This is a genomic window from Streptomyces sp. NPDC004838, assembly GCF_053600955.1.
Window position 1 is genome coordinate 254,191 of the sequence record NZ_JBSGAW010000006.1, and the last position, 12,315, is coordinate 266,505.

A 12,315-nucleotide genomic window follows, 5' to 3' on the forward strand; every position below is an offset into this window, starting at 1 on the left:
GGTCAGCGGGTGGCGGGGAGGGGCGCGTCGCCTGGTCCGTCGAGCCAGGCGCGTACGGTCTCGTCGTGCTCGCCCAGGGCCGGCGGCGGCTGCGCCTCGCTCACCAGGCCGGTGGAGTACGTCACCGGGTGCCTGGGGGCGGGCGTCCCGCCCCCGGCCGGAGCGACGGTGGGCGACAGGCCCAGTTCCTCGGCGAGGGCGAACCCGTCGGTGACGGCGCCGACCTTTCCGGCCGGTACGCCCGCGGAGGTGAGCCGCGCCTGCCAGACCGCGCCGTCGTCCCCCGCGAGGCGCTCCTCCAGCGCGGCCACGAGTTCCTCGCGGTGGCCGACCCGGACGGCGTTGGTGGAGAAGCGCGGGTCTTCCGCGAGTTCCGGCACGCCGAGCACGGTGGCCAGCCGGGTGAACTGGCCGTCGTTGCCGCAGGCGACGGCCAGCAGCCCGTCGCGGCAGCGGAGGGTCTCGTACGGGGCGATGGACGGATGCCGGTTGCCCATGCGTGCCGGTGGGCGGCCGGTCTCCAGGGTGCTCTGGGCCTGGTTGACCAGGGAGCCGAGGAGGCTGGAGAGGAGATTGACCTCGACCCGGCAGCCGCGTCCCGTGCGTTTCCGGTCCGTCAGGGCCGCGAGCACGCCGATCGCGGCGTCCTTGCCGGTGAGCACGTCGACCAGGGCCACCCCGGCCTTCGTCGGGTCGCCGTCCGGGTCGCCGGTGATGCTCATCAGGCCGCCGACGGCCTGCACGATGAAGTCGTAGCCCAGCAGTCCCGCGCCCGCGCCGCTGCCGAAGCCGGTGATGGAGCAGTACACGACTTTGGGGTTGGCCGCCGAGACCTCCTCGTAGCCCAGGCCCAGCCGGTCCAGCGAACCCGTGCGGAAGTTCTCCACCACGACATCGGCGCGGCGGGCCAGCTCCCGCGCGAGGGCGCGGTCGGTTCCGTCGGCCAGATCCAGGGTGATCCCCAGCTTGGAACGGTTGACGCTCTCGAAGTAGGTGGTGGACGTCGCCGACCACGGCGGCCCCCAGGAACGGGTGTCGTCGCCGGAGCCGGGCCGTTCCACCTTGACGACCGTCGCGCCGAGGTCCGCCAGCGTCATGGTGCACAGCGGACCGGCCAGCACCCGGCTGAAGTCCGCGACCAGCAGCCCCTCCAGCGGTCCGCCGCCGACGCCCGGGTTCCCGTCCGGCCGCGGGTCCTGTCCCCTGTACCGCGTCATGCCCTGCCTCCCGTCTCCGGGGCCGCCCGGTCGGGAGTCACGACGGTGATCGGGGCGCTTGCCGCCGGTGTCGGGACGGCCGTGGGGGCGTCGGTCCGCGGATCGCGGCCCGCTTCGGCAGGGGGCGCGGCGACGCGGCTCGCCTCCGTGGACGTCGCCGCACCGGGGCGTGTCTCGGCAGGGGGGACGGCAGGGGGCATCCGGAGGTCCTTCCATGGCGGGTCGGCCGATGGTCACGAAGTTAGACGTGATCAGACATCGAATTCCCTGGATGATGCATCCGAAGATCAGTGAAACTTATACGAAGTGCACCGTATTCGCCCCCAGGAGCCCCAGGGAGGGACCATGCCCGCGCTCGACGAACTCGTACGTCTCCTGGGCTCCGATCTCGAACCCGTCACCCCTGCCGTACCCCCGTACCGGGAGATCACCGGCGTCCATGTCAGCGAGCTGACCGATCCGACGCCCTATCTCGCGGGCGGCGAGCTGCTGCTCACCACCGGCATGGGGCTGACCGGGCAGACGGCGCAGGCCCGGGCGTACACGGCCCGGCTGGCGGCCCATGGCGTCGCCGCGCTCGGCATCGGCCTGGGCCCGGTCCACAAAGCCGTCCCGAAGGTGCTGGCAGCCGCCTGCGAGAGCGCCGGGCTGCCGCTGCTCGCCATTCCCGCGCCCACCCCGTTCCTCACCGTCGCCCGCACCTACTGGTCGCTGACCGCCGCGGTCGGCCGGGAGGAACTGAGCGCGGCGCTCGGCGCCCACCGTGACCTGGTGCGGTCGGCCGCCGGGCCCGATCCCGTACGCGCGGTGGTGCGCACTCTGGCCGACGCCGTCGAGGGATGGGCGGCCCAGCTGACCCCCCAGGGGGAAGTGGTGGCGGTCTGGCCACGCGAGCACGGGGCGAGTGCCCGGCGGATCACGGCGGAGGTCGCCCGGCTGCGCGTGGCAGGCCCGCACTCGTCCGCGACCTTTCCCCTCGGCTCCGATGACGTCGTGCTGCAGCCGCTGACCGGACGCGGGCGGCTGAGCGGTTTCGTCGCCACCGGCTGTCCGCGCCCCATGAAGGCGCCGGACCGGCAGCTCGTGCTGACGGCGTGCGCTCTGCTGGCTCTGCAGAGCGAACAGCGGCGGCGCGGTGTCACCGCCGCGCGCACCGCACGGGCGTGCGTGGCCCGGCTGCTGCTGAGCGGCCACCTCGACGCGGCCCGCGCGCTCGCCGCCGAACTCGGTCTGCCCGCGATCGCCCCACGGGTGCGGCCGCTGGGGCTCGCGGGACTCGCCGACGACCCCGACGGCGTGTTCGACGTCCTCGAACACGCGACGGCCGGGGAGGGGTCCGCGGCCACCGGGGGCGGGCAGCGGATCCTGGCGGTGTCCGAACCGGACGTGCTCTGGGCGCTGGCCGGACCGGACGACGCGGAGACCGTGCGGGCCGCCGTCCGGCGGATGACCGCTGAAGACCCCCTCGGGATGCGGGCCGTCCTGGGCCCCGAGACCTCCCTGGCCGAACTGCACCGGCAACTGCCGCTGCTCCGGCGCACTCTGGCGGCCACCGCGCCCGGCGACCTGCGCGACCTGGCCGCCTATGGCGCGCCCGCCGCGCCCGGCCTGGACGCGCTCCTGGCGTACCGCCGCAGCGATCTGGTCGGGGCGGTAGCCGCGTATCTGCGCCATCGGGGCAACTGGGAACGCGCCGCCGCCGACCTCGGCGTCCACCGCAACACCCTCCGCCACCGCATGGGCACCGCCACCCGGCTGCTGGACGCCGACCTGGACGACCCCGACACGGCGAGCCGCGTCTGGCTGGCGCTGCGGGAGAACGGCCTCGCCTGACCGGGCCGGACCCTGGCCTGCCGACGAGGGGACCGGTGTCCGCGCACACCCGGTCGGCATCGAGACGAACGCCGGACTCGCCGGGACCGGTAGGCCGCCCTCACCCCGGCATGGCCGGGTGGGAGAACCCCGGCGGTGACGGCGAGTGGATCGCCACCGTCCGCTGCGCGGAGGCCGAGGGGACGGCCCCGATTCCGTACGCTCCCGGACGCCGTGGAAGCGGAACCCTGAGCGCCGGGATCCCTACGGGTCCTGGACGCATGCCGGGTCCGGGACGGACACCGGGTCCGATGCACCCGTCCGGTCCGAGGAGTTCGCCGCACGCCGCCGGGTCGCGGGCTGGTGGCGCGGCGAGACCTCGCATGGCCGACGATCAGGTCGTCTCCGATGGATCAGGCCGGGTTGGTGAGCGGGGTCTGGTGCCGTGGATCGCAGGGGCGGAGGAGGGAGCCCATGCGGTGGGGGCACCTCCCGGGCTGCCAAGCCCAGGATGGGGGTACCTCCCGCGCCGCCAGACCCACGATGGGGGCACCTCCCGGGCCGCCAGGCCCAGGATGGGGGCACCTCCCGGGCCGTCAGACCCAGGGGGAAGGTCCCAGGCCACACGAGCCCAGCAAGATCCATCAGAAGCGGCCTAGGCCACCCGGTGTCAGATGACAGCCCTTCAGGAGCGACGGCGTGCGGTGCGTCCGGCACACCGCGGCCATCCGCTGCGGGGCTGACGGAGTGAGTACGGGCGCCCAATCGCCCGTACAGTCCAACACCCCCTCAACCAGCCACTCCAGCAAGCCACTTACGACCGCGTCGGCCGCCGTCCGGGCTCCGCGCGGCCCCTCGGATGCGCCCACTCGGCCCTCTCCCACCCCCTCCCCCACGTGTCCGAAATGACAGATAAAGGGATTATCGGACTGTCCATCCATGGACCGGCCTCTCAGCCGATGTCTCAGAGATAGGGAATGACATGACCACGCGCAACATCGCCATGACAGCCGCAGTCGCGGCCGCCGCGGCGCTCGTCGCCACAGGCGTCACCTACGCCTCGGCAGACGCCGCGCCCGTCGCGGACCCGGTCGCGGCTCCGATCGCGGTCCCCGCGGCCCCGGCGGCCCCCGCGCCGGCCCCTGCCGCTGCCCCCCAGGCAGCCCCCGCGGGCAGCGACGGAGGCTCCCGCAAGGAAGAAGAGCGCGAGCACGGCAAGGAAAAGGAACACGGCAAGGAGCACAAGGAGCACAAGCGTAAGCACTTCCACCACCACCGCCACCACCATCACCACCACCGCCACCACGAGGGGCGGATCGACTTCAACGAGCGGACCTACTCCGCCCACCCCGGCGGCTGCATCACCGTCGTCAGCGGCCTCGGCGCCAAGACCTTCAACATCCGCAACAACAGCCACCGGACCGTCGAGGTCTTCCGGGGCGCCACCTGCGACAACGGCGCCCCCCTCGCCACCGTCGGCCCCTGGAGCTCCAGCAACGGCGTCATGCCCCACCAGCACAACCACCACCACGGCAAGGAAGGCAAGGAGGGCAAGGAAGGTAACGACGACGGCGGTATCCACGTCCGCCACGGCGTCGTCGGCAGCTTCCGCGTCATCCACGAGCACCGCCACCACCACCACGAGCGCCGCCACCACCACCACGGGCGCCATCATCACCACCACCACGGCGACCACCACGAGGAGGGCCGCCACGAGGAGGGCCACCACGACGAGGGCGGCCACCACGAGGGCGGCCACCACGAGGGCGGCCACCACGAGGAGGACTACGGCAGGTAATCACACCGGCAGCGACGACAACAGCCACAACATGGAGACCCCGGCCCGCCGCAATCGGGCCGGGGTCTCCGGCATGAGAACCCCCGAGACAGACAACCACCACACCAGGGAAAGCACCACCCGAACAGCCCCCACCCCGGTGCCCCCGCCACATCACCCCACCGAACCAACGCCGACCGCGTCCCGGCCCGCCGCGGCCGCGGGGCGGGCGCCGTCCCGACCGGTCCCCTGCGTCCAACGGGCGTGCGCGGCGGGAGCCGCCGCGCACCACGTCCCACCTTCCGTGACTACGCCAGGGGTCCGGGACCCCCGACACCGGCGCCCGACGGCCCGTTCCGCGCCCGGTCGAGAAGGGCGCGGGCCCGGAGCAGTACGGGTCGATCGATCATCTGGCCGTCGTGAACCGCCACGGAACCGTCCGGTGCCGCCTCGATGACACGGCGGGCCCATGCGAGATCCTCCTCCGACGGGCTGAAGCCCTCGTTCGCGTCCGGAACCTGGGAGGGGTGAATGCACAGCTTGCCGGTGAAGCCGAGGGTCACCGCGTGTTCGATGTCGGCCCGCAGGGCGCTCGGGTCCCCCAGCGCGGTGGTCACTCCGTCGATCGGCGCGCCGCGGCCCGCCGCGGCGGCGGCGAGGACGAGTGCGGATCGCGCGTACCGAAGGGCCTCGTGCGACGTGTGCCGGATGCCCAGCTGAGTGGCGAGGTCGACGCTGCCGAACGCGGGGCGCACCACCGACGCGGCGGCGCACACCGACACCGCCCCGGCGACCCCGGCGGCTGTCTCGATCAGCGGGACGATTCCCGTGCCGGCGGGCAGTCTCCGTGCCACGGCGTCCAGTTCAGCCGCGTCCTCCGCTTTGGGCACCATCACGGCGGCGGCTCTCCCGGCGACCATCGCCAGGTCGTCCCCGTGCCACGGGGTGCCGGCGGCGTTGATCCTCACCACCGCCCGGTGCCCCTGGTCCAGCCACGCGCGGACCTCTTCCCTGGCCTCGTTCTTCCGGTCCGGACCGACGGCGTCCTCCAGGTCGAGGATGACGGCGTCGGCCCCGCCGGCCGCTGCCTTGCCGAACCGGTCCGGCCGGTGTCCCGGCACGAACAGGAACGTCCGCGCCACCGCCAACGCGTCGCCCGGATCGCGGATCTCGTTCACCAGTTCGCTCCTCACAACACTCGCTTCTCACAGCACACGGCGGGGCGCGGGGCCCGTGGTCAGGGTCGGTCGAGGCTCCGCAGCGAGCCCGTGGCGGTCTGCCGTCCGTGGGCGTCCCGCACGCCGGTGGTCATCGCTTCCCCGTCCCGGACGGCCGTGACCACCATGCCCTGGTGGTCGAAGAGCGGTGACCTCAGCCGGTACTCGAAGAGCTGATCGCCCTGGCACCCCCGGGCCCGGGCCGCTTCCGCCATGGCGAGGGCCTGGAGCGGCCCGTGGACGAGCAGGCCGGGGTAGCCCTCGACATCGCGCGCGTAGTCGCGGTCGTAGTGGATGCGGTGGCCGTTGTAGGTGAGCGCCGAGAACCGGAACAGCAGGGTCGGGGAGATTCCGACGGCCCATTCGCCGTCGGCGACCGCCGCGGTCGCACCTGCGGCCGCGGTCGGATCCGACGCTCCTCCGCCCGTCGGCTCCGCCGGGCGTTCCGCCGCCGCGACGGCTTCGCGGTAGACGATGTCCTGCTCCTCGTCGACCACCACGCGACCGTCCTGAAGCACCTGATGCCCCACCACGACGATCGTCAGGGGCCCCGATCGGCCCTGCTTCTCCTGGACGGACAGCACTCTCGTACGTCTGGTGGCCGCTTCGCCGCAGCGCAGCGCTCCCCGGACACGGACCCGCCCACCGGCCCACATCCGGCGTCGGCCCGGTCCGGGCGGTGCGGGAACGGTCCCCCGGACGGGATGCCCGTCCGGGCCGAGATCGGCTTGCGCGGGCCGGTCGAGCAGATAGATCCAGTGCCAGAGAGGCGGCAGGCCCTCGCCGCCCTCCAGGTCGGGTACCGGAACGTCCAGGAGCGCGCCCAGAGCCCGCGCCGGGCCGGGCAACAGGATTTCGGTCCGTTCGACGACCTCGTTCACGCGGACGCCTCCTTCGTCTGCCGGGGCGCGAGGCCCAGTTCGGCGCGTACCGCCTCCGTGTGCGCGCCAAGCGCGGGCACCGGACCCATGGCGGGTTCCCATCCGGCCGACTCGACCGGGGGGAGCAGGGCGCTCATGACTCCGCCGGGTGTGTCCACCGGACGCCAGCGGTCGCGGGCCTCGAGTTGCGGATGCCGGGTGAACTGCTCCGGGGTGCGCAGCCGGGCGTTGGCGATGCCGGCCTTCTCCAGTAGTTCGACGACCTGTTCGGCGGTGCGGTCGGCGAATGCGCCTTCCACGACGGGGGTCAGGGCGTCGTCGTTCTCCACCCGGTCGGTGTTGGTCAGGAAGCGGGGATCCTCGACCAGGTCCGGGCGGTTGAGCACCTCGCGGCAGAGAACAGCCCATTCACGGTCGTTCTGAACTCCCAGGAACACCTCGCCGTCCTGGGCCCGGTAGGGACCGTAGGGCGCGATGGAGGCGTGCCGAGCCGCGGTCCTGCGGGGCGGTTCCTCGCCGTAGCGGGAGAAGTACGCCGGCTGGCTCATCCACTCTCCCAGCGCGTCGATCATCGCCACATGCAGGTCGGCGCCCCCGCCGGTTCGCTCCCGGTCGTACAGGGCCGTCAGGATGCCGGTGTAGGCGTACATGCCGGTGGCGATGTCGGCGATGGAGATCCCGGCCTTCGACGGCGCCTCGGGCGTGCCGGTCGTCATCAGCAGCCCGGTCTCGCACTGCACCAGGAGGTCGTATGCCTTCTTGGACCGGTAAGGACCCTCCGGGCCGTACCCCGAGATCGAGCAGTGGATCAGCTCGGGCCGGGCGGCCCGCAGGGTGGCGGCGTCGAGGCCCAGGCGCTCGACCGCACCGGGGATCAGATTCTGCACGAAGACGTCAGCCCGCTCCACGAGCGCGTCGAGCACGGCCCGGTCGGAGGGGTCCTTGATGTCGAGTGCGACGCTCTCCTTGCCCCGGTTGAGCCATACGAAGTAACTCGACTGGCCGTGCACGGTGCGGTCGTATCCGCGGGCGAAGTCGCCCGCCCCCGGCCGCTCGATCTTGATGACCCGCGCGCCGAGGTCGGCGAGTTGGCGGGTGGCGAACGGCGCGGCCACGGCCTGCTCAAGAGCGACGACGGTGATGCCTTCGAGAGGGTGGCGCATGGGTGCCTTCCTTGGTCGGCCGGTTCGGGCGGGGTCGGAAGGCGTCGCACCCGGCGGGACGCCGGCCGTTCCCGCTCTTGCCTTCGGGTTCCATCATGAGCGCTTATGACGCCTCGCGTGAAATACCGATTCATCATGCCTGCCATGCATCGGCAGGATGGCCCGTGCGTGCGGATACGCGGGCGACTCCAGCTCGATCCCGCCGCGCAGCACCCGGGATGGCCCGTGCGCGCGGGTGCGCCGACGGTGGAACCGGCTGGGCCGCCCCGCGCGCAGGGCGGTCCACACACCCGCCGTACCCGGCGCGCCGCAGCATCGCTACGGACCGGGACGTCGCTGCGGACCGGATGTGTCAGGCGTCCTCGGCCGACGGGCTCGGCGTGTGCAGGTGCGCGGAGGGCCACTTGCCCTGGCGTACGGCCGCCTCGATCTGGCGGATCAGCTCCTGCGCGACGGCCTCGGCGGCGGGCGGTGTGCGCCTGATTCTCGGCGTCCCGAGGACGATCGGACGCCATACGTCCGGTTCGCACAGCGGCGCGGCGCTCAAGGAGCCGTCGGCGACGTCCTCGGCGATGCCCACTCCGGGCAGGATCGTCCAGCCATGACCGGCCATCACGAGTTGCTTCTGCACCCGCAGGGAGTTGGTCTGGACGGCGATGTCCAGGTCGACCTCGGCGCGAGCCGCCGCCGCGTCGACCAGGGTGCGCAGGGCGTGGCCGGAGGCGGGCATGACGAAGGGGTGCGCGGCGACCTCCGCGAAGGGGACCGGGCTCTCGGCCCGCAGGCCCTCCTCGGCCGGTGCGACCGCCCAGAGGTTCTCGCGCAGCAGCGGATGCGCGTTGAGCGAGGGGGTGTCCGCCAGGTTGTACAGCAGACTCAGATCGAGATCCCCGTCGTCGAGCCACTGCTGGAGATGGCCGGAGTACGCGGTGAACAGACGCAGTTCGATGCCGGGATGCTCCTTGGCCAGTGCGGAGACCAGGGGTTCCGCCAGCAGGTCGGTCGCGCTTTCGAGCAGGCCCACGGTGACGATGCCGGTCAGTACGCCCGGCGTGGGCTGAACCTCCACGCGGGCCCGTTCCAGTTCGTTCAGGGCGCGCCGAGCGCGTTCGACCATCGTGGCGCCCGCCTCGGTGGGACGCATTCCCTGCCGGGTCCGCTCGAAGAGGGCGACGCCGAGTTCATGCTCCAGGGCGCGGATCTGCCGGGTGACCGCAGGCTGGACCAGATGCAGCGCTTCCGCCGCCCTGGTGACGCTGCCGACCTCGGCCACCGTGATGAGCGCCTTGAGCTGCTTGATGTCCACGCCTGCGCTCCCGACCATCCCCACACGGCATGGGGACATCACCAATGACTATTTCACTCGCACTGCCATGAGAGTCCATGATGGCACTGAGTCCAGCATACGAGGCCGTCAGGATCGCCCCGCGCCGTACGGAAACCGCGCGCGGCTCCCTACCCGGCCCACTTCCCGGAGGTCTCCCCATGACCGAACCACCGCTCCTTCGCAGCGCGGGCATCGGTTCCGGATGGCCGCCGCCGGTTCCGCCCGCACGGTCGGAACACGGAGCCGTCCACACGGATACGGCGTACGGGGTCCGCGCCACAGCGGTCTGCGCCACAGGAGTCCGCGCCCCGCACACGCACGCCGGGAAGCCGAGGCCGTGCGCCCCTTCCACCGGTGGACGCGGCGGGGACCGGTGGCGTACGGACGCCTCCGCACCGTCTGCCTCCGGCCGGAACGTCGTGGCCGGGACGTCCTGGCCGGGCCGTAAGACAGCGCGACCGGGCGCGCCGTCACCGGGCCGCTCCGGCCGCCCGCCGGCCCGTCCAGCGGTACCCAGCGACATCGAGCGAGGAGCTTCAGCATGAGCACGACCGACATCCTGTCCGAGGACGAGCAGTTCATCGTGGGCACGGTGCGCGATTTCGTCGACAGGGACGTCAAACCCCTCGTACAGGAACTCGAGCACGCGAACACCTACCCCGAGGCCCTGATCGAGCGGATGAAGGACCTCGGAGTCTTCGGGCTCGCCGTCCCGGAGGAGTACGGCGGCAATCCGGTCTCCACACCGTGCTACGTGCTCATCACTGAAGAACTCGCCCGCGGCTGGATGAGCCTGGCGGGGGCGATGGGCGGTCACACCGTGGTGGCGAAACTGCTGCTGCTCTTCGGCACCGAGGAGCAGAAGCGCCGCTACCTCCCGCGCATGGCCACGGGTGAGGTCCGGGCGACCATGGCGCTGACCGAGCCGGGCGGCGGCTCCGACCTCCAGGCCATGCGCACCGTCGCCCGCAAGGACGCCGAAGGCTATGTGATCAACGGCTCGAAGACCTGGATCACCAACTCCCGGCGGTCCCAGCTGATCGCCCTGCTGTGCAAGACCGACCCCGATGCCACCCCCGCGCACAAGGGCATCTCCATCCTCCTGGTCGAGCACGGCCCCGGCCTCACGGTCTCCCGTGACCTGCCCAAGCTGGGCTACAAGGGCGTCGAGAGCTGCGAGCTGTCCTTCGAGGACTACCGCGCGCCCTCCGACGCCGTCCTCGGCGGCGCCGAAGGCGCGGGGTTCGCCCAGATGATGAAGGGCCTGGAGACCGGACGGCTCCAGGTCGCCGCCCGCGCGCTCGGCGTCGGCCGGGCAGCCCTGGAGGACTCGCTGGCGTACGCGCAGGAGCGTGAGACGTTCGGCACGCCGATCTGGCAGCACCAGTCGATCGGCAACTACCTCGCGGACATGGCCACATCGCTGACGGCCGCGCGCCAACTCACGCTCCACGCCGCGCGTGAGGCCGACGCGGGCCGCCGGGTCGACATGGAGGCGGGGATGGCCAAGCTCTTCGCCTCCGAGACCGCGATGCAGATCGCGCTCAACGCGGTCCGCATCCACGGCGGTTACGGGTACTCCACCGAGTTCGACGTGGAACGGTACTTCCGCGACGCGCCGCTGATGATCGTCGGCGAGGGCACCAATGAGATCCAGCGCAACGTGATCGTGCGCCAGCTCGTCAAGCGGGGCGGTCTCGACGCCTGAGAACCCGGTGCGGTCCGGCCGCACGGGTCCGGGTCCGGCCGCCGGGAGGCCGGACCCGGGAACGCGGGGGTACGTGGACAGGCGGCAACCGCCCTGAGAGGGACCGTGCGCGGCGCGGGGAGACCCGGCCGGGCGCGGGCACGGCGGGCGGGCGGGCGCCGGACTCCGCCCCGAGCGCCCTCGTCCGCCGTGGCGGGGGCCGGTCCGCACCCGGCCCCCGCCACAGACGGAGCGGCCCGCCGAGGGGCACGCCACCGAACCGGACGGCCCGGACGAGGGCCGCCCCGGCACAGCCGTGGGAAGCAGCGGCCCAGCCGTGGTGAAGCAGTAGTGAAGTCGCCTGAAGTCGTAGTGACCAGGTCATGTTCGAGGAAGCGCTAGGAGATGTCCCGATGGCGAACATCGTCGTCTGTGTGAAGTACGTTCCGGATGCCACCGCCGACCGGCGCTTCGCCGGTGATCTGGCCGTGGACCGCGACGGGGTCGACGGTCTGCTGTCCGAGCTCGACGAGTACGCCGTCGAGCAGGCCGTCCGGATCTCCGAGGAGTCGGACGGCACGGAGGTCACCGTGCTGACGATCGGCCCGGAGGACGCCAAGGAAGCGCTGCGCAAGGCGCTGGCGATGGGAGCCGACAGGGCCGTCCACATCACGGACGACGACCTGCGCGGCACCGATGTGATGGGAACCGGGCTGGTGCTCGCCAGGGCCGTGGAGAAGGCGGGCTTCGACCTGGTCATCACCGGTATGGCCTCGACCGACGGCGGCATGGGCGTTCTTCCGGCGATCCTGGCCGAGCGGCTGCGCGTCCCGCAGCTCACCCTCCTGTCCGAAATCGAGGTGGAGGTCGAGAACGGCACCGTCACCGGCCGCCGCGACGGCGACAGCGCGAGCGAGCGGGTCCGGGCGTCCCTGCCCGCGCTGGTGTCCGTCACGGATCAGTCGGGCGAGGCCCGCTACCCGTCCTTCAAGGGCATCATGGCCGCCAAGAAGAAGCCGTTGGAGACCTGGGGTCTCGCGGATCTGAAGATCGAGGCGGACGACGTCGGCTTCCGGGGCGCCCGGACCGTGGTCGATTCGGTGGCCCAGCGCCCGCCCCGTACCGCCGGCGTCGTTCTCGCCGACGAGGGCGACGGCGGCAGGCGGCTGGCCGAGTTCCTGGCCGAGCGCAAGTTCATCTGAGCCCCGGCCGCACCTCAACCGCCCCCAGACCC

The 12,315-nt window shown here is 72.4% G+C and carries 9 protein-coding genes; 4 read left to right on the forward strand and 5 right to left on the reverse strand.

What is annotated here, in order from left to right; translation table 11 throughout:
• Window positions 1-2: 2 nt before the first annotated feature.
• Entirely contained in the window at window positions 3-1,217 is a 1,215-nt protein-coding gene (locus ACWEFL_RS09940) for a CaiB/BaiF CoA transferase family protein (protein WP_451709973.1), read from the reverse strand.
• Window positions 1,218-1,562: 345 nt separating this feature from the next.
• Here ACWEFL_RS09940 and ACWEFL_RS09945 point away from each other — a divergent pair, with 345 nt between their 5' ends.
• Together ACWEFL_RS09945 and ACWEFL_RS09950 are read left to right on the forward strand one after the other, a co-directional pair.
• On the forward strand, window positions 1,563-3,050 hold the full coding sequence (locus ACWEFL_RS09945; protein ID WP_451709975.1) for a PucR family transcriptional regulator ligand-binding domain-containing protein: 1,488 nt from the start codon (window positions 1,563-1,565) through the stop codon (window positions 3,048-3,050).
• Window positions 3,051-4,011: 961 nt separating this feature from the next.
• Window positions 4,012-4,827: a hypothetical protein gene (locus ACWEFL_RS09950; protein WP_451709976.1), complete on the forward strand. Its 816-nt coding sequence runs from the start codon at window positions 4,012-4,014 to the stop codon at window positions 4,825-4,827.
• A 287-nt stretch (window positions 4,828-5,114) separates the two neighbouring features.
• On the opposite strand, the gene ACWEFL_RS09955 is transcribed toward ACWEFL_RS09950, so the two are convergent.
• The 4 genes from ACWEFL_RS09955 to ACWEFL_RS09970 form a co-directional block, all read right to left on the reverse strand.
• Window positions 5,115-5,984, reverse strand: a complete 870-nt coding sequence (locus ACWEFL_RS09955) for an HpcH/HpaI aldolase/citrate lyase family protein (protein WP_451709978.1) — start codon at window positions 5,982-5,984, stop codon at window positions 5,115-5,117.
• Between the two features lie 59 nt (window positions 5,985-6,043).
• Window positions 6,044-6,904 carry an FAS1-like dehydratase domain-containing protein gene (locus ACWEFL_RS09960; protein ID WP_451709980.1) on the reverse strand — a complete coding sequence of 287 codons (861 nt, stop codon included), beginning with the start codon at window positions 6,902-6,904 and terminating at the stop codon, window positions 6,044-6,046.
• Window positions 6,901-8,067, reverse strand: coding sequence for a CaiB/BaiF CoA transferase family protein (locus ACWEFL_RS09965; RefSeq protein ID WP_451709982.1), 1,167 nt, complete (start codon window positions 8,065-8,067; stop codon window positions 6,901-6,903). The genes ACWEFL_RS09960 and ACWEFL_RS09965 overlap by 4 nt, the downstream gene beginning before the upstream one ends.
• Before the next feature lie 352 nt (window positions 8,068-8,419).
• A complete protein-coding gene (locus ACWEFL_RS09970) occupies window positions 8,420-9,373 on the reverse strand; it encodes a LysR family transcriptional regulator (protein WP_451709983.1) in 954 nt (317 codons plus the stop codon).
• Between the two features lie 562 nt (window positions 9,374-9,935).
• Here ACWEFL_RS09970 and ACWEFL_RS09975 point away from each other — a divergent pair.
• A complete protein-coding gene (locus ACWEFL_RS09975; RefSeq protein ID WP_451709984.1) occupies window positions 9,936-11,102 on the forward strand; it encodes an acyl-CoA dehydrogenase family protein in 1,167 nt (388 codons plus the stop codon).
• Window positions 11,103-11,494: 392 nt separating this feature from the next.
• A complete protein-coding gene (locus ACWEFL_RS09980) occupies window positions 11,495-12,283 on the forward strand; it encodes an electron transfer flavoprotein subunit beta/FixA family protein (RefSeq protein WP_451709986.1) in 789 nt (262 codons plus the stop codon).
• Window positions 12,284-12,315: the final 32 nt, after the last annotated feature.

Bases quoted from the DNA above. Each gene is read 5' to 3' on its own strand.
- ACWEFL_RS09965 (WP_451709982.1), bottom strand. From the start codon at position 8,067: ATGCGCCACCCTCTCGAAGGCATCACCGTCGTCGCTCTTGAGCAGGCC.
- ACWEFL_RS09945 (WP_451709975.1), top strand. From the start codon at position 1,563: ATGCCCGCGCTCGACGAACTCGTACGTCTCCTGGGCTCCGATCTCGAA.
- ACWEFL_RS09975 (WP_451709984.1), top strand. From the start codon at position 9,936: ATGAGCACGACCGACATCCTGTCCGAGGACGAGCAGTTCATCGTGGGC.
- ACWEFL_RS09940 (WP_451709973.1), bottom strand. From the start codon at position 1,217: ATGACGCGGTACAGGGGACAGGACCCGCGGCCGGACGGGAACCCGGGC.
- ACWEFL_RS09980 (WP_451709986.1), top strand. From the start codon at position 11,495: ATGGCGAACATCGTCGTCTGTGTGAAGTACGTTCCGGATGCCACCGCC.
- ACWEFL_RS09950 (WP_451709976.1), top strand. From the start codon at position 4,012: ATGACCACGCGCAACATCGCCATGACAGCCGCAGTCGCGGCCGCCGCG.